Origin of the sequence: Bradyrhizobium sp. B025, from assembly GCF_042257955.1 — a bacterium.
GTDB lineage: Bacteria > Pseudomonadota > Alphaproteobacteria > Rhizobiales > Xanthobacteraceae > Bradyrhizobium > Bradyrhizobium diazoefficiens.
The window spans coordinates 6,432,869-6,452,746 of the sequence record NZ_CP170150.1 but is presented as its reverse complement, the minus strand read 5'-3'; the positions used below and the strand labels follow the sequence as shown (position 1 = coordinate 6,452,746).

Sequence of the window (19,878 nt, the reverse complement as noted above, 5' to 3'; positions counted from 1 at the left end):
CCGGGCAGTGGGGCTGCGATCGGCGTATTCGTGTCATGCGGCAACCGATTTGAGGTCACCATGAACGAGCAAGCGCAACCTGCCGGCGGCGAACCGCTGTTCAATCCGCTGTCGCCGGACTTCATCCGCAACCCCTATCCGCATTACGACCGGCTGCGCGCGATCGATCCGATCCATGTGACGCCGTTCGGCCAGTTCGTCGCCAGTCGCCACGCCGATGTCAGCCTCGTGATGCGCGACAAGCGCTTCGGCAAGGATTTCGTCGAGCGGTCCAAGCGCCGCTACAGCGAAAAGATCATGGACGAGCCGGTGTTCCGCAGCATGAGCCACTGGATGCTGCAGGCCGATCCGCCCGACCACACCCGCCTGCGCGGCCTCGTGGTGAAGGCCTTCACCGCGCGGCGCGTCGAGGACATGCGGCCGCGGATACAGGAGATCGTCGACCAGGCCATCGACGCCGTGATCGACCGCGGCCACATGGACCTGATCGAGGATTTCGCCTTCCGCCTGCCCGTCACCATCATCTGCGACATGCTGGGAATCCCCGAGGACCATCGCGAGGTCTTCTACAAGAGCTCGCGCGACGGCGGGCGGCTGCTCGACCCCGTGCCGCTCACGCCGGAGGAGATCGCGAAGGGCAACGCCGGCAACATGATGGCGCAGATGTATTTCCAGCAGCTGTTCGAGCTGCGCCGCCGCAATCCCGCCGACGACCTCACCACCCAGCTGGTGCAGGCCGAGGAAGACGGCAACAAGCTCACCAACGAGGAGCTGACCGCCAACATCATCCTGTTGTTCGGCGCCGGCCACGAGACCACCGTCAATCTGATCGGCAACGGCCTGCTCGCGCTGCATCGCAACCCGGACCAGCTCGCGCTGCTCAAGGCCCGGCCGGAGCTGATGGTCAATGCGATCGAGGAATTCCTGCGCTACGATTCCTCGGTGCAGATGACCGGGCGCGTCACGCTCGAGGACATCGACGATCTCGGCGGCAGGAAAATCCCCAAGGGCGAGACCGTGCTGTGCCTGCTCGGCTCGGCCAACCGCGATCCGGCGGTCTATCCCGATCGCCCCGACCGGCTCGACGTCACCCGTCCCAACGTCAAGCCGCTGTCGTTCGGCGGCGGCATCCATTTCTGCCTGGGGGCCCAATTGGCGCGGATCGAGGCCGAGATCGCCATCGCCACGCTGTTGCGCCGGCTGCCGGATCTGCGCATCGACGACGTCGAGAACCCGGAATGGCGGCCGACTTTCGTGCTGCGCGGCCTGAAGAGCTTGCCGGCGAGCTGGTGAGGCGGCGGCGCGCGTTAACCTCCGCGCACAACAGTCGCTGTGACTTCGCCACACTTCCCCCTATATAAGGGGCTGTTCCGGCGCGCCTGAAGCCTTCCATGGGGCAAGGTTTGGCCCGGGTGCCGGTTTGGCCGAGGGGAGACCCGTGCAGACGACGCTGCTCGGATTGGCGATTGCCTTCATCATTGCGCTTCTGGCCGCGCTGATCGGGCCCTACTTCATCGACTGGAACCAGTTCAGGCCCCAGTTCGAGGCGGAGGCGGGCCGGATCATCGGCGTGCCGGTGCGGGTGGCGGGCGAGCTCGACGCGCGGCTGCTGCCGGCGCCGACGTTGCGGCTGCGCTCGGTCACCTTCGGCGGCAACAACGATCTCGGCCGCCTGCGCGCCGACAAGCTCGACGTCGAGTTCAGCCTGAGCGCGCTGATGCGCGGTGAATGGCGCGCCACCGAGCTGACGGTCAATGGCATGGCGGTCGATCTCGGCCTCGACGCGCGCGGGCGGGTCGATCTGCCGTCCACCGCGAGCGGCACCTTCAATCTGGCTTCGCTGGCGATCGAGCGCTTCAATCTCACCGGCCGCATAGCCCTGCACGATGCCGCCAGCCGCTCGACGCTGGAGCTGAGCGACATCGCCTTCTCCGGCGACGTCCGCTCGCTGGCCGGTTCGGTGCGGGGCGACGGCCGCTTCACCGCGAGCGGCACGCACTACCCGTTCCGCATCTCCTCCGGCCCGAGCGCCGACGGCAGCGCCACGCGTCTCCACCTCAACATCGACCCCGGCGAGCGCGCCATCCTCGCCGATCTCGAAGGCGTGCTCGCCTTCGACAACCGCCTGCCGAAATTCGACGGCGCGCTGACGCTGGCCGTGCCGGCGGCGAAGAAGGCCGGCGAGGCCGGGCCGACGCCCTGGAAACTCACCGCAAAACTCAAGGCCGATCCCGCCGGCGCCAAGTTCGACCAGATCGACGCAAGCTTTGGCGCCGAGGACAATGCGTTGAAAGTCGGCGGCGTCGGCGATCTCAGGTTCGGCGCCTCGCCGCTGCTGCGCGCGGTGCTGTCGGCGCGCCAGATCGATGCCGACAAGCTGGCCGGCAAGGACGACGCCGAGCCGCTGCGCATCCTGCCGGCACTGCGCGCCGGCCTTGCCGCGATCCCGCAGGCGCCGATCCCGGCGCAGATCGAGTTCAACTCCGACCAGATCATGCTCGGTGGCCGGCCGCTCCAGAACATCGCGGCCGAGCTCACGACCGACGGCCGGTCCTGGACCTTCCAGCGGCTCGAGCTGCGCGCGCCCGGCATGACGCAGCTCTCGCTCAACGGCGCGGCGCCCGGCGCCGACAGCTTCAGCGGCCGGCTCAGCGTCGAATCCTCCGATCCCGATACGCTGGTGGCCTGGCTCCAAGGCCGCAGCGAGGTCAACCGCCGCAGCACCCGGCCGCTGCGGCTTGCCGGCGACGTGACGATCGCCGCCAACCATCTCGCCATCGACAAGCTGAAGGCCGACATCGAAGGCGGCGCCATCGAGGGACGAATTGCTTTCGTCCAGACCGGCGCGAGCAAGGGCTCGCGGATCGATGCCGAGCTCAAGGCCGACCGTCTCGATCTCGACGCCGCTGCGAGCTTTGTGCGCGCGCTCGGCGGGCCGCAAGGCGAATGGCCGGAGGAGGCAAGGCTCTCGCTCGATGTCGGCCGTGCGATCTCCGCCGGCCAGGAGCTGCGGCCGTTCGCGGCGAAGCTCGGCTATGGACCGGCGTCGCTGTCGCTGGAGCAGTTGCGGTTCGGCCAGACCAGCGGGATGACCACCGAGGCGAGCGGCAGCTTCGACCGTACCAAAGCCACCGGCAAGCTCGCGCTGAAATCCTCAGCCAATTCGCTGCGCGAGCTTACCGCGCTGATCGAGCCGTTTGCGCCTTCGGTGCGTACGCGCTTCGATGCGATCGCGCCGCTGCCCGGTGCGACCCGCCTGAAGCTCGACCTCAGCCTCGACAGGAACGCCGAGCATGCCGATCGCAGCGACGCCCGCGCCGTGTTCGATCTCGACGCGCCGCAGCTCAAGGCCACCGCGACGCTGGCCGCACAGACGCCGGTAGCGGCCGTCAACGGCATCGACATCGACCGCCTGCGCAACAGCGACTTCACGCTGGACTCGAAAGTCTCGACCCCGCAGGCCGGCGCATTGCTGGCCTTGCTCGGCCTCGATCGCGTGGTGGCCGCGGGCGAGGGCGCTTCGCAGTTCGAAGGCCGGTTAAGCGGTGCCTGGCGCCGGCCGCTGCAATTGAACGCAAAACTGAGCGGCGGCGGGCTGGACGCAGACGCGCAAGGCAGCGTCGAATTGTCCGCGCCGGAGCCGAAGGCGTCCGTGAATCTGCGCGTGCGCAATGTCAACCTCGCGCCGCTCTTCGGAACCGGCCCGGCCGGCAAATCGGCGCAGACCGTCAGCCTGTCCTCCCGGCTCTCTCTGTCCGGCAATCGCCTGACCTTCGACGATCTCGACGGCAGCGCGGCCGGCTCGCATCTGCGCGGTCGTCTGGCGGTCACGCTCGACCAGGAGAAGAGCATCGACGGCGAGGTAGGCCTCGACACGCTCGATCTTGCGCCGGCGCTCGCGCTTGCCGTCGGCGCGGCCGGACGCGATGCCGGCGAGCCGCTGAGCGCGGGGCTCCTCGGTGGCTGGCGCGGCCGCATCGCCTTCCAGGCGTTGCGCGGCACGTTGCCAGGCGGCGTCGAGCTGCGTCCCATCGGCGGGACGATCCGGAGCGACGGCCAGTCGCTCGCGCTCGATGCGCTCAAGGGCGGCGTCGGCGGCGGCGAGCTGTCGGCGAGCTTTGACGCGCGCAACGGCGCGAGTGGCGTTGCGCTGAACGCACGTATCGAGCTCAGCAATGTCGATGCGACCACGCTGCGCTACCGTGATCTTGCTTTGCCCAAGGGACGCGCCTCGGTGCAGATGGCGCTGACCAGCCAGGGCCGCAGCGTCGCGGCGTTGACCGGCGCGCTCGCCGGCAACGGCACGGTGACGCTGGACTCTGCGGAAATCAGCGGCCTCAACCCGCGTGCGTTCGAGATCGCCATCCGCGCCAGCGACGGCGGTCAGGTCGCCGACGACAACAGGCTGCGGCAGCTGGTCGAACCCGCGCTGGCGGCGGGTCCCATTGCGGTCGCCTCGGCGCAGATCCCGTTCACGATCCGCGACGGACGGCTGCGCGTTGGTGCCACGCCGCTTGAAGCGAAGAACGCCCGCGCCATTGTCTCCGGCGGTTACGACATTCCCGCCGACCAGGCCGACATCCGCGCCAGCCTGACGCCGATCATGACCGGGCTCTCCGGCGCCCCGCCGGAGATCCAGTTGTTCGCGGCGGGCCCCCCCGACAAGCTCAACCGCACCGTCGATCTTGCGCCGCTGTCTTCGTGGCTCGCGGTGCGCACGATCGATCGCGAGACGCGCCGGCTCGATGCCATCGAGCGCGGCGAGCCGCCGCCGGCGACCGCGGCGCTACCGACGTTGGTGTCTCCGGATGCGGCGCCCGAGCAGGTGCCGGCCAACGTGCCGCTGCCGGGCCAGGATCCACGCCGCGCGCCGCCAAGGCCGAAAGCCGCGCCGACGCCGAAAGCGCCGCTGGCCGCGCCCGCAGCTCCAAGCCCGCCGCTCGCAAGTCAGCAGGTCGCGCCATTGCCGCCGCCGATCGAGGTGAGACCGGCGCCGGGCCCCGCGCCCGCAAAGCCCAAGCCGAAGCCGCCGCTGGTGCTGACGCCGTCGAACCCGTAAGCGCGAGTTTGTTTGGAGAGATCGGGCCGCGGGCCCTCTTAACCTCTCCCGCTTGCGGGATAGGTCGGCGCGAAGCGCCGGGTGAGGGTTCTTTCCATTAAGGGAGTCGCTCTGCGGAGACACCCTCTCCCCAGCCCTCTCCCGCAAGCGGGAGAGGGAGCGCACCTTCTCCCTTGCCCGCCGGTAAACCCATTCCATCGCATTTAAATGAATTCTCGTCGGCAAAACTGATCTGCCGACTTTACCGGATTCTCGCGTTTGTTCCCTAGTGTCGGGTGTCAGAGGAATTCGGCGTCGCGCCAGCACAGGCGGGATGGCTCGCCAAAGAACGACCAAGAACTGGGGTGATCGACATGAACGGGGCGAAAACGCTTCTACAGGATCTGGACGACGCGATCGCGCGCGGCACCGACGAAAGCCGGGCACGCGCGCTGTGGCATGCGACCGACATCCTGATCACCGGCCGCTACAGCGACGACGAGATCAGCATGTTCGGCGAGGTCATCGGCCGGCTTGCCGACGAGATCGAGGTTGCCGCGCGGACGCAGCTCTCCGAATTGATGGCGGCCTGCGATCACGCTCCGCTCAATGTCATCGAAAAGCTCGCTCTCGACGACGAGATCGCGGTCGCCGGTCCCGTGCTGCGCGACTCCACCCGTCTCGACGAGAAGATGCTGGTCAAGAGCGCCCTGACCAAGAGCCAGTCGCATCTGCTCGCGATTGCCCAGCGTAAATCCATCGGCGAGGCCGTGACCGACGTGCTGGTCAAGCGCGGCGACCAGGAGGTCGTGACGTCGGTCGCCAGGAACGAGGGCGCGCGCTTCTCCGGCTCGGGCCTGCTGCACATGGTCCGCCGCGCCGAGGGCGATTCGATTCTTGCCGAGCAGCTTGGCCTGCGCAAGGACGTGCCGCGCCACATCTTCCAGCAGCTCATCTCGAAAGCGTCGGAAGACGTCCGCCGCCGGCTCGAGAGCGAGCGCCCTGAGATGATGGCGCAGATCCAGAGCTCGGTGACAGAGGTCACCGGCGATCTGCAATCCAAGTTCGGCCCGTCCTCGCGCAGCTACTTCGTCGCCAAGCGCGTGGTGACGACGCAGTACCGCCAGGGCAACCTCAACCAGGACTCGATCTCGAACTATGCGCGCCAGCACCGCTTCGACGAGGTGCAGATCGGCCTGTCGCTGCTATCGGCGCTGCCGGTCGACGTGATCGAGCGCGCGCTGATGGACCGCAACCGCGAGATGATCCTGGTGCTGTGCAAGGCGCTCAACTTCTCCTGGGACACGACGATGTCGCTGCTGTTCCTCGGCGCCAAGGATCATCTAATCACCGCGCGCGAGCTCCAGGACAACGAGCGCGAGTTCAGCCGGCTCAAGATCGAGACCTCGCGCAGCATCCTGAAGTTCTACCAGTCGCGCAAGACCGGCGCGGGTGCCGATGCGGGCCGTCAGCCCGAACTCCAGGTCCACTGAGCAAGTCCACTAAGCAGGTCCATTGAGCATCACCCGGGAATTGGCAGGGGAGTATTTGCAAATGTTGCCTCAATTCGGCACCGCCGTTCGCAAGAAGAACCTCAACAATGCCTTCGGCGCCGATGTCGGCGGCGGAGCTCCGGACAAGGCCTCGGTCGACGCCGCCTGGCTCGTGCTGGAAGCCGCCAACGATCTCGGCGATCACGCCGCGATCGAAGCCTGCCGCCGCGTCATCGACGCCGAGCTGAACGGCTCGGTCGCCGGCAGCTCGGATATCGATCTCGTGCTTGGGTATTTCAGGTAAGATACAACAGGTCTCGTAGGGTGGGCAAAGGCGCACTTGCGCCGTGCCCACCATCTCCTCATGGTCGTAAAAAGTTCGTGGGCACGCTGCGCTTTGCCCACCCTGCAAGCTGTGCAAGAAGCCCCGGATTACGCTGCGCTCCATCCGGGCTATGCACTCGAGCGCGGCGGTGGTGATCGGTTTCACCGTCATTTCCGCAACGCAGCTCCACGATCCCGAACGGGCACTCGCCGAACGGGCGCGGTGGAGAGCATGCTATCATACCACCTGGGATAGCGCTCGCTGTCCCTGGATTCGGGAGAGATAGCCATGAAGACCTTCGCTTTCCTCGTCGTCGGGCTCGCTGTCACAACCCTTTCGATGCCGACAGCCAACGCTCAGTACAAATGCTCTTTCAGTAGCGGCATTCAGTAGCGGCACCATTTCGTCCGTCCCGTGCGCCAAGCGTTATGCCGTCAATTACGAAGCGTGCCGAAAATACGTCATCGAGCACGGTTCGAGCTCGGCTGACGCCATGTGGTGGTGTACGAGCCAAGGTTACACGAAATAGGGCTACACGAAGTAAAGCTACACCGAATGATTTGACGTCGACCGCGAGCAGGAGGCCGCCTCGGTGGCGGCCTCCTGCAACGGGGTGGAACGCTCAAGCGTTGGCGCCGCCGTCGACCGTCAATGTCGTGCCGGTGATGTACCTGGCCTTCGGGCTCGCCAGGAACGCCACGGCGCTCGCGATGTCATCCGTGGCGCCGTAGCGGCCGAGCGCCATGAACTGTTTCAGCGTCTCCGCGGTCGGGCCGTGCGCTGGATTCATGTCGGTGTCGATCGAGCCCGGTGCCACCAGGTTGACCGTGACGTCCCTGGGGCCGACTTCCCGCGCCAGCGCTTTCGTGAACGCTGATAGCGCCGACTTCGACGCCGCATAGACGCCGAGCGCTGGCGAAGGCACGCGGTCGGCGAAATAGCTGCCGATGGTGATGATGCGGCCGCCCTTGCCAAGGTGGCGCAGCGCGGCTTTGCTCGCGACGATCGGCGAACGGACGTTGACGTTCAGCAGCGCATCGATATCCCCAAGCGAAATGTCGTTGAGGCCGCCCAGGCGAAGAATTCCGGCGTTGTTGACCAGAATATCGAGTCCGCCCAGCGCAGCGACGGTCTTTTCGACCGAGGCCTGGACGGCGGCGACATCCGCGCTGTCGGCCTGGATCGCCACGGCTTTGCGTCCGCCGGCCTTGATGGCGTCAACCACCTTGGCGGCGCTGTCTGCGGACTTCTCATAGGTGATTGCGACGTCGGCGCCTTCCGCGGCTAGCGCCTTTGCAATGGCCGCACCGATACCCCTGCTTGCGCCCGTCACCAGGGCCCGTTTTCCTGCCAGCGTCATCTGTCTTCTCCAATTATGTAACGATCGACACAGAATATTGGAGGCTTGATCGGCCGCGTCAAGCCAATTATGTGTTGATCATTACAGAAAGAGCTGCGATGGCGGGACGACCACGAGAATTTGACCGCGAGGCGGCACTCGAAGCCGCCATGTTGCTGTTCTGGCGCAAGGGGTTCGAGGCCGCCTCGATGCACGACCTCTGCGAAGCCATGGGCGTCCGCTCGCCGAGCCTCTATGCGGCCTTCGAGAGCAAGGAGGCGCTCTATCTTGCGGCGATCGAGCATTACGTCCTGACCTATGGGCCTCCGGTCTGGGACAGGCTTGGCGAAGGAGCAACCGCGCGCGCCGGCGTCGAGAACCTGCTGATCGGGGCGGCCGAGATCCTGCCGAAATCCCGCTCGGCACCGGCCGGCTGCATGGCCGTGCTGGGCGCCGTCAGCGACGAATGGCCGGCCTCGATCGCCCGCGCGATCAGAAGAGTCCGGCTCGACATGCTCGGCAATTTGCGCGCGCGGCTGGAGGCTGGCCTCGCCAATGGCGAGCTACCTGCCGCAACCGACATAGAGGCGTTGAGCCGGTTCTATCTCAGCGTCTTCCAGGGCATGGCCATCCAGGCCAAGGACGGCGCCACGCCGGCGGAGCTGAGAGGCGCAGCCAAGGCGGCGATGGTTGCGTGGCCGGGCGAGGGCTACAAGTAGCTACAATTCAATGCTGGCCGAGAAGGGTGCAGCCCGAAACCCACAGGAGCGCGTCGTTGACGAGGCAAAACATCTCATCGGGATATGCGTTTGAAGACACCTATGGCTACTCCCGCGCCGTCCGCGTCGGAAACCAGGTCTTCATTTCCGGCACGACGGCTCGCCCGCCGCACCTCGACGGCGACGCCTACCTGCAAGCCAGGGCGATACTCGCATTGATCGCCGACGCATTGGCCGAGGCTGGCGCCGATATGCGGCATGTCGTCCGTACCGTGGTGTACGTGATCGATATGGCGGACACCGAGCATGTGGCGCGCGCCCACTCTGAAGCCTTCGATGCGGTGCGCCCGGCCAGCACGCTCGTCCAGGTCAGCGCCCTGACGCCGACATCGGCCCGCGTCGAGATTGAAGTGGTGGCAATCATCTCGGCCTGACGGGCCTCGAGCCGCTTGGGCGCTGCGATCCGTCGCGGAGCGCTGCTGGTAGCTTCTCGGAATTGCCTTCGATCATGGCGCCGACACACGCCGTTGCACGCACCTGTGATCAGTGGAACTCCGGATGCAGGTAACGGCGGAAAGGTCTCTTCGTACAGCTTTCAGCGAACGTATCTTCTTCGCACGCTGATGGATGCGCATTCCGGGGAGAGATCGTCACATGAAGGAATTCAACGTTGCCGAGAATGGTGGAGGTTCGTATCGTCCGCTCGCCATTCTCCGCTGGGTCATGGTGGTCATATTCGTGTCCTTCGGAATGCAGAAATTCACATTGCAATCCGCGCAGGGCATCGCGCAGTTCATCACCAACAGTCCGTTCATCTCCTGGCTGTCGATCTTCGGCCTGAGGGGAGAGGCTTATGTTCTCGGTGTTGCCGAATTCGTGATTGCCGCGCTGCTGGCGGCAGGTAGCTTCAGCCCGGTCTTGTCCGCCGTCGGTTCATTCATGGGCGTGGTGACCTTCGCGATCACATGGTCGTTCTTCTTCACGACGCCGGGCGTCGTCACATGGAGCCTGTCATCCGATCCCATGGCGTGGAATCTGACCGGCGAGTTCCTGTTCAAGGACATCGTCTTGCTGTGCGTCTGCGCCGTTCTGTTTCTGGCCTCATTGCCGCGATCGGCCATTCGGCTGCGCACCGGCTGAGCGTTGGGGCGTCGCTCACCGCCGGATCCGGTAGATCACGACGTCCTCGCCGTGATGCGTCGTGCTCTTCTCCAGAATGTAATTGGATTTCTCTAGGACGCGGCGCGACGCGCCATGTTCGACGAAGACCAGGCCGATGAGCGACGGCAGCGCGAGTTGCGACAGCCCGATATGCGTCAGCGCCGCGGCGGTCTCGCTCGCAAATCCTTGGCCCCAGAGGTCGCGTTTGAATGTATAGGCAATCTCGATCTCGTCGATACCATCAACGAGGATGTGCCTGATCCCCGCCCGTCCGGCGAATGCTCCGTCTCTCGTTCGCAGCACCCAGAGCCCGAAACCGTGCCGGTCCCAATGGGCCATGTTGACGGCGAGATAAGTCTTCGTCGCCTCCGCCGAACGGACACCGCCGAGATAGCGGGACACGTCGGGATCGAGATGGAGTGTGACGAGGTCGGCGAGATCATCGTCGCGCAGTTTCTCGGCGGTCAGTCTGTTGGTGCGGAAGTGATCCAATGAGGTTAGCGGCGTTCGAAGTGAGCATCGATTGTTGCGCCGACGATGCCGTCCTGCCGACGTCTTACTCAACCTCCCGATCGCCGGTGTGACGCGCGGGGTTTGATCTGCATCAAATACGCGGATGACGATCGCGCCACAACCCGACTTCGAGGCTCACAGGTTGACAGGTGCGATGATCCCGACTTGGTACGTCAGCTTTGAAATTCGACAACGTGGCGTTTTGCCGAGGCAGCGCAGTCCGCGCGAGACGCGGACGTTCGCGACCGAGGACGAAGCCAAGTTGTTCGCGCGCGCAAAGCTCGATGAAGGCCTTTCTGTTTTTGCAGGTACGATCAATCCTCACGTTCCGAGGCGGCTCATTCCGGCGCCAGATATCCATGCGTGGCTCAACGATGACGGCGGCTCTCTACCGTCAGAAGCGTCGGGCATCGATTAAGCACGCTACGGTGCATAGAGATGGCGCTTGGGTGTTGCCATTTTGATACGGGCTTCAGGACTCCTGCCCGCGTAAAGTTCCTCACATTCGCGAACCTTATGCACCTGGTCAGCATGGGTGCTCATTTCTGGACGAGACAGCGAATTTGAACGAAAGAGCAAAAAAGGGGACGAGACCATGAGGAAGTTTTCGACTGCTGCGATCGGCTTCGTGGCACTGAGTATGGCGGCTCCGGCCATGGCGGCCGACATGGCCGTCAAGGCGCCGCCGCCGGCACCAGTGGTGGCGGTCTACAACTGGAGCGGATTCTACATCGGGGCCAACGGTGGCTGGGGGCAAAGCCATGGTTGCGTCGACTTCGTAACGCCCGCTGGGACGGTAGCAGGTGGCTGCGCCGATCGCTCCGGTGGTCTTGCGGGTGGACAGATCGGGTACCGCTGGCAAACCAATCAGTTTGTGCTTGGTCTGGAAGCTCAGGGCGATTGGGCCGAGATCAAGAACACGCGCGTCAGCCTGATCGATCCGTTGATCTCGACCACAGGCAAGACCGACGCCATTGGGCTGTTCACAGCCCAGCTCGGTTGGGCATGGAACGCTTCGCTGTTCTACGTGAAGGGCGGCGCTGCCGTGACCCGCAATCGATTCGATATATTCAACAACGTCACCGGCGTCGGACTGGCTTCGGCAGGTCACACGCGCTGGGGCGGCGCCCTGGGTGTCGGCTGGGAATATGGTTTTGCGCCGAACTGGTCGGCCGGTATCGAGTACGACCATCTCTGGATGGGACGCGACAATTTCGGCTTCGCAGGCGTGGTCACGCCCGGCGGGTTGACGCTCACCGGCAGCGGGATCAGCCAGGATGTGGACATGGTTACGCTTCGGTTGAACTACCGCTTCGGTGGTTTCGGTGCTCCGGTCGCTGCTCGCTATTGAGTGTGTGTGTCTTCCCGGTGAACTCAGGCCCCGGCATCGACCGGGGCCTTTTCATGGGAAGCCGAAGAAAACGATGGAGGTCCGGCATCAATTCCTGCGATGTCGCAAGGCCAGGCGCGGGTGAATTGTGCGGACTCGTCGAGGATGCGGGCCGCGATCAATCGTTGGCGGACGCTTCCCGATGATGCCATCATGCCGGTGTCTTGCCCGACGGGTCAAGCGAATTCGGATAATTCGTAAGCCATTGATTTCACGACCCCCGTCTACTGTGCATGGGGTTGTTTTCGCAGTTTTTAGTTTCGAGAGGGGACTCTATCCCGCCCCCAACGCCACCGCGACGTTGTACGTCACGAGGCTCGCGGCATAGGCCAGCACCAGCATGTAGCTGAAGGTCACCGCCATCCATCGCCAGCTTCCGGTCTCGCGCCGGATCACGGCCAGCGTCGAGGCGCATTGCGGGGCGAAGATGTACCAGGCCAGCATCGACAGCGCGGTGGCGAGCGACCATTTCGTCGCCAGCACCTGGCCGATCTGCTCGGCCGCTTCCTTGCCGCCTTCGATCGCATAGACCGTGCCGAGCGCTGCGACCGCGACCTCGCGCGCCGCCATGCCCGGGATCAGGGCGACCGCGATCTGCCAGTTGAAGCCGACGGGGGCGAGCAGCGGCTCGAGCGCCTTGCCGATGATGGCGGCGAGGCTGAAGTCGATGCCGGGCTCGGTCGCGCCCGCCGGCGGCTGCGGGAACGAGGCCAGGAACCAGATCAGCACCATCATCGAGAAGATCGTGGTGCCGGCGCGGTGGAGGAACATCTTGGCCCGCGTGTAGACGCCGATCGCGATCGATTTCAGCCGCGGCATCTTGTAGTCCGGCAGCTCCAGCATGAACGGTGCCGGCGCGTAGTCGCGCAGCATGAAGAACTTGATCAGGAACGAGACGGCAAGCGCGCTGACGATGCCGGCGGCGTAAAGGCCGAACATCACGAGGCCCTGGAGGTTGATGAAGCCCCAGACGTCCTTCGCCGGAATGAAGGCCGAGATGATCAGCGTGTAGACCGGGATGCGCGCCGAGCAGGTCATCAGCGGCGCGATCAGGATCGTGGTCAGCCGGTCGCGCTTGTTGTCGATCACGCGCGTCGCCATGATGCCGGGAATGGCGCAGGCAAAGCTCGACAGCAGCGGGATGAAGGCGCGGCCGTGCAGGCCGGCGCCGCCCATGATGCGGTCCATCAGGAACGCGGCGCGCGCCATGTAGCCGAAATCTTCCAGCAGCAGGATGAACAGGAAGATGATGATGATCTGCGGCAGGAACACGATCACGCTGCCGACGCCCGAGATCACGCCGTTCTGGAGGAAGCTCTGGAGCAGGCCGGCGGGCAGGGTGGTGTGCACGAACTCGCCGAGCGCGTCGAAGCCGGAATTGAGCAGCTCCATCAGCGGCTGCGCCCAGGCGAACACCGCCTGGAACATCACGAACAGGATCAGCGCCAGCACGATGAGGCCGCCGACGGGATGCAGCACCACCGCGTCGATCCGCGCGGTCCAGGTGTCAGGCCGGCTCGGCAGGCTGACGCAGTCGGCGATGATGCGGTCGGCCTCGCGCTGGGTGGAGCGCAATTCGCCGACGCTGAGCGCGCGCCAGGTGTTCTCCGCAGGCTCGGTGGCGAGCCTGGCCGAGATCTCGTCGGTCAGCGTCAACAGATCGGCCGTGCCGCCCTTGCGCACCGCGATCGAGGTGACCACGGGCACGCCGAGCTCCTTGGCGAGCCGCTCGACGTCGACCGTGATGCCGCGGCGCGCGGCGATGTCGAACATGTTGAGCACGAGGATCATCGGCCGGCCGGTGCGCTTGAGCTCCAGCAGCAGGCGGATGGTCAAGCGCAGATTGGTGGAATCGGCCACGCACAGCACGAGGTCGGGCACGGTCTCGCCAGAGGCCTTGCCGAGCACGAAGTCGCGGGTGATCTCCTCGTCCGGGCTGCGGCCGCGCAGCGAATAGGTGCCGGGCAGGTCGACCACCGAGACCTGGCGTCCCTGGGGCGTGACGAAGAAGCCTTCCTTGCGCTCGACGGTGACGCCCGGATAGTTCGCGACCTTCTGCCGGCTGCCGGTCAGGGCATTGAACAGCGAGGTCTTGCCGCTGTTTGGCGTGCCGACCAGGGCGAGATGCAGGAGGGGTGCTTCCATGATTTTCAACGATCTGGGATCAAAGGCCTGAGGTCAGGGGGCGGCCGCCTCAGGCGACGATGATGGCCATGGCTTCGCGCCGACGGACCGCGATCGTGATGCTGTCGACCCGCACGGCGATGGGATCGCGCCCGACCAGCCCCTCATGCAGGACCTCGACCCGGGCCCCCTCGACGAAGCCGAGTTCGATCAGCCGGCTCTCGAGCTCGATGTCCGAGAGCGCCGAACCGGTGTCCCTGGCGGACAGGTGCTGGATGACGCCGGTGTAGCCGCGCAGGGCCAGACCCAGCGGCATGTGAGGGCGCGTATCATTGGTGTCGGTCATGCCCTGTATTTTCAACGCAGGGCATTGAGGTCAAGCGCGCTTGCTCGCCGGAAGCTGCACCTTAGAGTGATTTTAAAGTGCGAACGCCCGGACGCGCCGAAAAGACGCCTTGCCGGCTATTGGGCCGGGACCTTGTCCGGCTGGACGGCCATGGCGCGGCTCTTGAAGTAGTCCAGCACGAACAGGCGGATCGCCGAGGACAGATTGCCCTGCTGGCGGTTGCCGTCGATCTCGCCGACGAGCTCGGACAGCGTCATGTTGCGCAGGCCCGAAATCTCCTTCATGCCGTTCCAGAACGCCTCTTCCAGGCTGACGCTGGTCTTGTGACCGGCGACGACGATCGATCGTTTCACGACGGGCGACTTCATGGCTGCTCCTCGCGATCGATCTGATGCTTGTCCAGGTGCTCCTTCGCCCTGTCCGCGCGCGTCTCCTCCGCCGACCGCTCCGCCTTCGTGCGGCCGAACTTCGCTCGATTGGCGTCCGCCTGCTTCGCCGAGGCTTCCCGCTCGGCGCGCTTCCGGAAACGATTCAGGTTGATGACGTTCCCCATGCCGCGTCTCCATCATCCGATCCTCTTCAGGCAGGATGAAACATTCAGAAACAGGGGGCCGCGTCGCGCCCCACAAGACTTGATTGTCATTTGCTCGTCCTCGTCAATCGGCCCCTTGGGCCATCAAACGATGAATTTCGCCCCGCCAAGGGCAGAATAGCTGCGTAGCACGCCGTCTTTCCGGAACATTGACGGTAATCAAATCCTGTCCTTTAAGCCTTACAATTATGAGCTTTTTGGCTCCGTATCATTACGGATGACTATCGGAATTAGGAATTACCCCGGTTTCGTCATCTTCTCCGGCTGCACCAAACGGTCGAACTCGTCCGCTGTGACGAAGCCGAGCCGCAGCGCCTCCTCCTTCAGCGTGGTGCCGTTGACATGCGCCGTCTTGGCCACCTTGGCGGCGTTGTCGTAGCCGATCTTCGGCGCGAGCGCGGTTACCAGCATCAGCGAACGCTGCATCAGTTCACTTATGCGCTTTTCGTCGGCGCGGATGCCGCTGACGCAATGTTCGGTGAAGGAGCGCGCGGCATCGGCCATCAGGCGGATCGAGTGCAGCATGTTGTAGGCTAGCACGGGCTTGTAGACGTTGAGCTCGAAATGGCCCTGGCTGCCGGCGACCGTGATCGCGGTGTGATTGCCGAACACCTGGCAGCACACCATGGTCATCGCCTCGCACTGCGTCGGATTGACCTTGCCCGGCATGATCGACGAGCCCGGTTCGTTCTCCGGCAGGATCAGCTCGCCGAGCCCTGAGCGCGGACCCGATCCGAGCAGGCGGATGTCGTTGGCGATCTTGAACAGGCCTGTCGCGACCGAATTGATGGCGCCGTGCGCCAGCACATAGGCATCGTTCGAGGCCAGCGCCTCGAATTTGTTGGCGGCGCTGGTGAAGGGCAGTTTGGTGATTCCGGCAACGTGCTTTGCGAACAGTCTTGCAAAGCGCGGCTTCGCGTTGAGGCCGGTGCCGACGGCGGTGCCGCCCTGCGCCAGCGGATAGAGCTCCTTCACCGCGACCTTCAGTCGCGCGATCCCGCTTTCGACCTGCGCGGCATAGCCGGAGAATTCCTGGCCGAGCGTCAGCGGCGTCGCGTCCTGGGTGTGGGTGCGGCCGATCTTGACGATCTTGGCGAACTCCTTCTCCTTCTTGCGCAGCGCGCGGAGCAGTTCGCCAAGGGCAGGAACGAGATCGGCGGTGATGCGGCTCGCCGCCGCGATATGCATTGCGGTGGGAAAAGAGTCGTTCGACGACTGGCTCATGTTGACGTGATCGTTCGGATGCACCGGCTTCTTGGCGCCGAGCTCGCCGCCGAGCAGCTCATTGGCGCGGTTGGCGATCACCTCGTTGAGGTTCATGTTGGTCTGCGTGCCCGAGCCGGTCTGCCACACGACGAGCGGGAAATGATCGTCGAGGCTGCCGTCGATCACCTCGCGCGCGGCGCGGATGATGGCACTGGCGCGGCGCTGGTCGAGCAGGCCGAGCTCGCGGTTGGACTGCGCCGCGGCGAGCTTGACGATGCCGAGCGCATGCACGAGCGAGATCGGCATGCGATCCGTGCCGATGCGGAAATTCTGCCGCGAACGTTCGGTCTGCGCGCCCCAATAGCGATCGGAGGGGACCTCGATGGGACCGAAACTGTCGGTCTCGGTGCGGGTCGCGGGGCGAGCGGTCTTCGTGCGTGCAGATTTGGCCATGAGCACATCCATTCCGCCGCGCGAAATGCCGCGCGGCCTCTTCATGTGCTCCTCTATATAGGCAGTTTGGCCGGACGCGACGGTCTCGCGCGGTAGCCTAGATCATTTCTTGCGGAAACGATCGAGCCGCACGACTTCGGCGCCGCCCTGGCTCGGCGGGGTCGGCTCTTCCGCGGTCTCCGCCTTGTCCGTGGCGGGCGTGGGCACCGACAGGGCCGAAGGGGCAGGGGCCGCGGGCAAAGTCTCGGGCGCGACCTCGGCGACATCGGACGTGTCGAACTGGAGGCCGAACTTCACGGACGGATCGAGGAAGCTCTTGATGGCGCTGAACGGCACCACCAGCCGCTCCGGAATGCCGCCGAACGACAGGCCGACCTCGAAGCGGTCCTCGAGCACGGTCAGATCCCAGAACTGATGCTGCAGGATGATCGTCATCTCTTCCGGATATTGCGCCAGGAGCCGCGACGACAGCTTCACGCCCTCGGCCTTCGACACGAAGGTGATGAAGAAATGATGCTCGCCCGGCAGTCCATGCGACGCGGCGTCGGTCAGCACCTTCCGCAGCACGCCGCGCAGCGCGTCGCGGGCCAGCACATCGTATCGGATATGATCGGTCGCCATGGTGGTCCTGTTGCATTCCAGGAGTTGGGCCCTGCCGGCCCGACTCGCCAAGCCGCAATAGTACCGCGCCTGACGGGTCAGCAGGAGTCCCCGTGGGGGAGGAAATCGAAGGTAAGTGGAGGCTTCTGTTGCCAGGTGCCTCCGAACCCCGCCTAACGGAGCTTAACCCGTTAGGACTTTAAGATGGTCTTTCAAACTGCGTTACGCAGCCTGAGCAACCGGAGCAAAGTTGTCGTTGGCAACTATTGCAGTAGCCCGATAACGGCGGAACAATACCGGGAAAAAGCACGCCCTTTACGCCCTCGTCGATCCTATTTCGCCCCCGCCAAAACCCGCTTCTAGGGCCTGCCCGCTGGTGGGCTTTGGTGGAGGCGCCGGGTACCGCCCCCGGGTCCGAATGGTTTATTACGACGACCGTTTATTTCCATAGCCGGCGAACCGGCACCCCCAATATAGGGGGCAAAGGTTTAGAAAGACAGGGGTTTGGCGCGGCATGGCGCGGTTCCCTTTGGATAGGTTCCGGATAGCCTTGGCCTCGCGGCGGCCCTCGTTCTAAGCTCCTGACATGTCCCCGGATTCAGCACCGGCCGCCCAAGAGCCGGATCGTGCCGCGACCAGCGGCCCTCCGCCCAGCCTGGCCGCGCTGTTCGTCGCCTTCGCCCGGATGTCCCTGGCCGGTTTCGGCGGAGTTCTGGTGTTCGCCCGGCGGGCGATCGTCGAGCAGCACCGCTGGATGACGGCGGACGAGTTCAACGAAACCTTCGCGCTCTGCCATTTCCTGCCCGGGCCCAACATCGTCAATCTGTCGATGGTCTTTGGCGCGCGGCTGCGCGGGATCGCGGGCGGCGTTGCCGCCTTTACCGGGCTGCTGCTGCCGCCGACGCTGATCATGACCGTGCTTGCGATCATCTACGCCCGGTTCGGCGATGTGGAGGTGCTGCGCCGCATCCTCGCAGGCATCTCCTGCGCGGCGGTCGGCCTCCTGATCGCGGTCGTCTTTCGCATGATGACGCCGCTGTTCAAGCGGATGGACGCCGTTGCGCTCATCCTGATGCTCGCCGTGTTCCTTGCCATCGGCGTGCTTCGCCTGCCGCTCCAGGCGGTGCTGCTGGTCGCGATCCCCGTGAGTGTCGGCGCCACCTTCCTCCTGCGGCGGAAGGTAGCAGCGTGAACGCCGAGAACCCGATCTGGGCGTTGATCTCCACCTTTGCGCTGATGTCGCTGTTCGCGGTCGGCGGCGCCGCGGCCGCGGTGCCCGAGATGCACCGTATCGCGGTCGATGTGCATCACTGGATGACCGACAAGCAGTTCACTGATGCCTATGCGATCGCGCAGCTCTCGCCAGGTCCGAACGTGCTTATCGTGACGTTAATCGGCTATGCCGTCGCCGGCATCCCCGGCGCGCTGGCAGCGACGCTGGCCATGTGCCTGCCGACCGCGCTGGTTGCCTACTATGTCAGCCGGCTCTTGAACCGGCCGAGCCAATCGCGCTGGCCCGGCCTGATCCAGGCTGCATTGGTTCCGCTCTCGATCGGATTGATGGCGGCGAGTGCCCTGATCCTGGCCAACGCGACCGATCGCACGATTGCTGCGGTGCTTCTGACCGCGATGGTTGCGGTGCTCGCAGCGGTCTCGCGCATCAATCCACTATGGCTCCTGCTCGCCGGGGGCTTGTTGGGTTTTGCTGGCATTGTGTAATGAAAATCGCTAGGCAGTGATCCGGGCGAGGGATCCATTTCCAGCCGATTAGAACAACACTGCGCGTGACTTACGGGTCGCGGAGGAGACATGCATGGCCGATACGATGGGCCACTCAGCGACAGCCACCCGAAACACCTCGGTGGCGATCGGTTTTTGTCTGCTGGCCGTTGCGCCGCAGATATTCGAGCTCATCTGGTCGATCGGGACGATTTTTGGCTGGGGCACGGGACGCGGCCCCGCCACTGTCCTGATCAACCACGCCACCGCGCTGGTCGCGGGCGCTCCCGCGGCACTGATCGGATCGGTCGGCGGTGAGACCAAGAAGGCGTCATCCGACGTGCTGCTGGCGCTGATCTATTCCTATCCGGTCTTAGCGGTGGCGATCGTCACGCTGTTCATGACCATCCGGTCGGCCCAGGATTATGTCGGCGGCGTCATCCTGATGGCACTCGCGCTGTTCGCGCTGTGGGCCTCGAGCGATTTGCAGGGCATGCGCGGCTTCTCCTTCGGTGCGGGCACCGCGCCGCGCATGTTCGGCGGGCTGCTGGTCGCCTTGTCCGCCGGCATTGCCTTGACCGGCCTTCTGACCGACGGGCCGGCGATGGCCCATTATTCCTGGCGCGGGCCGCTGTTCGTGATGGTCTCGATCGTGTTCTTCGCGCTCGCGATCCGGCCGCTGGGCCTCGTGGTCTCCGCCTTCGCGAGCTTCATGATCGCGGCGATGGGCTCGCATGAGACGCGCTGGCTGGAGGCTGCCATCGTCGGCGCCTGCCTGACGCTCGGCTGCGCGCTGCTCTTCCCTTACGTGCTCGGGCTACCGATGCCGATGTTTCCGCGTTTCCTGATCCAGTGAGGGC

The 19,878-nt window shown here is 65.0% G+C and carries 20 protein-coding genes and 1 other RNA gene; 12 read left to right on the top strand and 9 right to left on the bottom strand.

The features are described 5' to 3' along the window. Window positions 1–60 precede the first annotated feature (60 nt). The 4 genes from ACE10W_RS30380 (at window position 61) to ACE10W_RS30365 (ending at window position 6,835) form a co-directional block, all read left to right on the top strand. Window positions 61–1,293 (top strand): cytochrome P450, encoded by a 1,233-nt coding sequence (locus ACE10W_RS30380; RefSeq protein WP_375762273.1) that lies wholly within the window; start codon window positions 61–63, stop codon window positions 1,291–1,293. A gap of 145 nt (window positions 1,294–1,438) precedes the next feature. Next, the gene (locus tag ACE10W_RS30375; protein WP_375762272.1) at window positions 1,439–5,059 is read left to right on the top strand and encodes an AsmA-like C-terminal region-containing protein; all 3,621 of its coding nucleotides are present in this window, start codon (window positions 1,439–1,441) and stop codon (window positions 5,057–5,059) included. Between the two features lie 353 nt (window positions 5,060–5,412). Continuing rightward, window positions 5,413–6,531 carry a DUF2336 domain-containing protein gene (locus tag ACE10W_RS30370; RefSeq protein WP_375762271.1) on the top strand — a complete coding sequence of 373 codons (1,119 nt, stop codon included), beginning with the start codon at window positions 5,413–5,415 and terminating at the stop codon, window positions 6,529–6,531. A gap of 61 nt (window positions 6,532–6,592) precedes the next feature. Continuing rightward, a complete protein-coding gene (locus tag ACE10W_RS30365; protein WP_375762270.1) occupies window positions 6,593–6,835 on the top strand; it encodes a hypothetical protein in 243 nt (80 codons plus the stop codon). 643 nt (window positions 6,836–7,478) lie between these two features. On the opposite strand, the gene ACE10W_RS30360 is transcribed toward ACE10W_RS30365, so the two are convergent. Further along, window positions 7,479–8,216 (bottom strand): 3-oxoacyl-ACP reductase family protein, encoded by a 738-nt coding sequence (locus tag ACE10W_RS30360; protein ID WP_161533736.1) that lies wholly within the window; start codon window positions 8,214–8,216, stop codon window positions 7,479–7,481. A 98-nt stretch (window positions 8,217–8,314) separates the two neighbouring features. Here ACE10W_RS30360 and ACE10W_RS30355 point away from each other — a divergent pair, with 98 nt between their 5' ends. The 3 genes from ACE10W_RS30355 (at window position 8,315) to ACE10W_RS30345 (ending at window position 10,054) form a co-directional block, all read left to right on the top strand. Beyond that, entirely contained in the window at window positions 8,315–8,914 is a 600-nt protein-coding gene (locus ACE10W_RS30355; RefSeq protein ID WP_110117054.1) for a TetR/AcrR family transcriptional regulator, read from the top strand. A gap of 56 nt (window positions 8,915–8,970) precedes the next feature. Next, window positions 8,971–9,348 (top strand): RidA family protein, encoded by a 378-nt coding sequence (locus ACE10W_RS30350; protein WP_161533737.1) that lies wholly within the window; start codon window positions 8,971–8,973, stop codon window positions 9,346–9,348. A gap of 220 nt (window positions 9,349–9,568) precedes the next feature. Then, window positions 9,569–10,054 (top strand): YkgB family protein, encoded by a 486-nt coding sequence (locus ACE10W_RS30345; RefSeq protein ID WP_028176182.1) that lies wholly within the window; start codon window positions 9,569–9,571, stop codon window positions 10,052–10,054. Between the two features lie 15 nt (window positions 10,055–10,069). On the opposite strand, the gene ACE10W_RS30340 is transcribed toward ACE10W_RS30345, so the two are convergent. Then, window positions 10,070–10,567: a GNAT family N-acetyltransferase gene (locus ACE10W_RS30340; protein WP_161533738.1), complete on the bottom strand. Its 498-nt coding sequence runs from the start codon at window positions 10,565–10,567 to the stop codon at window positions 10,070–10,072. Between the two features lie 175 nt (window positions 10,568–10,742). Between ACE10W_RS30340 and ACE10W_RS30335 the strand changes: the two genes are divergently transcribed. Both ACE10W_RS30335 and ACE10W_RS30330 read left to right on the top strand, forming a co-directional pair. Next, a complete protein-coding gene (locus ACE10W_RS30335; protein ID WP_038966475.1) occupies window positions 10,743–11,006 on the top strand; it encodes a hypothetical protein in 264 nt (87 codons plus the stop codon). A gap of 177 nt (window positions 11,007–11,183) precedes the next feature. Then, entirely contained in the window at window positions 11,184–11,939 is a 756-nt protein-coding gene (locus ACE10W_RS30330) for an outer membrane protein (RefSeq protein ID WP_038966473.1), read from the top strand. 312 nt (window positions 11,940–12,251) lie between these two features. On the opposite strand, the gene ACE10W_RS30325 is transcribed toward ACE10W_RS30330, so the two are convergent. From ACE10W_RS30325 to ssrA, 7 genes are all read right to left on the bottom strand, one after another. Next, window positions 12,252–14,123 carry a ferrous iron transporter B gene (locus ACE10W_RS30325; protein ID WP_375762269.1) on the bottom strand — a complete coding sequence of 624 codons (1,872 nt, stop codon included), beginning with the start codon at window positions 14,121–14,123 and terminating at the stop codon, window positions 12,252–12,254. A gap of 49 nt (window positions 14,124–14,172) precedes the next feature. Next, on the bottom strand, window positions 14,173–14,448 hold the full coding sequence (locus ACE10W_RS30320; protein WP_011089262.1) for a FeoA family protein: 276 nt from the start codon (window positions 14,446–14,448) through the stop codon (window positions 14,173–14,175). Window positions 14,449–14,564: 116 nt separating this feature from the next. Then, window positions 14,565–14,816 (bottom strand): ribbon-helix-helix domain-containing protein, encoded by a 252-nt coding sequence (locus ACE10W_RS30315; protein WP_011089261.1) that lies wholly within the window; start codon window positions 14,814–14,816, stop codon window positions 14,565–14,567. After that, window positions 14,813–15,001, bottom strand: coding sequence for a DUF4169 family protein (locus ACE10W_RS30310; protein ID WP_011089260.1), 189 nt, complete (start codon window positions 14,999–15,001; stop codon window positions 14,813–14,815). Before ACE10W_RS30310 ends, ACE10W_RS30315 begins: the two co-directional genes overlap by 4 nt. A 276-nt stretch (window positions 15,002–15,277) precedes the next feature. Then, window positions 15,278–16,711 (bottom strand): class II fumarate hydratase, encoded by a 1,434-nt coding sequence (gene fumC / locus ACE10W_RS30305; RefSeq protein WP_271551607.1) that lies wholly within the window; start codon window positions 16,709–16,711, stop codon window positions 15,278–15,280. A gap of 90 nt (window positions 16,712–16,801) precedes the next feature. Beyond that, a complete protein-coding gene (locus ACE10W_RS30300) occupies window positions 16,802–17,320 on the bottom strand; it encodes an SspB family protein (protein WP_011089258.1) in 519 nt (172 codons plus the stop codon). A 114-nt stretch (window positions 17,321–17,434) separates the two neighbouring features. Continuing rightward, window positions 17,435–17,802: a transfer-messenger RNA gene (ssrA, locus tag ACE10W_RS30295) on the bottom strand. Between the two features lie 83 nt (window positions 17,803–17,885). On the opposite strand from ssrA, the gene ACE10W_RS30290 reads away from it, so the two are divergent. The 3 genes from ACE10W_RS30290 (at window position 17,886) to ACE10W_RS30280 (ending at window position 19,874) form a co-directional block, all read left to right on the top strand. Beyond that, a complete protein-coding gene (locus ACE10W_RS30290) occupies window positions 17,886–18,491 on the top strand; it encodes a chromate transporter (protein WP_375762268.1) in 606 nt (201 codons plus the stop codon). Beyond that, window positions 18,488–19,018 carry a chromate transporter gene (locus tag ACE10W_RS30285; RefSeq protein ID WP_011089256.1) on the top strand — a complete coding sequence of 177 codons (531 nt, stop codon included), beginning with the start codon at window positions 18,488–18,490 and terminating at the stop codon, window positions 19,016–19,018. The genes ACE10W_RS30290 and ACE10W_RS30285 overlap by 4 nt, the downstream gene beginning before the upstream one ends. Window positions 19,019–19,112: 94 nt before the next feature. Further along, a complete protein-coding gene (locus ACE10W_RS30280) occupies window positions 19,113–19,874 on the top strand; it encodes a tripartite tricarboxylate transporter TctB family protein (RefSeq protein ID WP_375762267.1) in 762 nt (253 codons plus the stop codon). The last annotated feature ends 4 nt before the right edge of the window (window positions 19,875–19,878 follow it).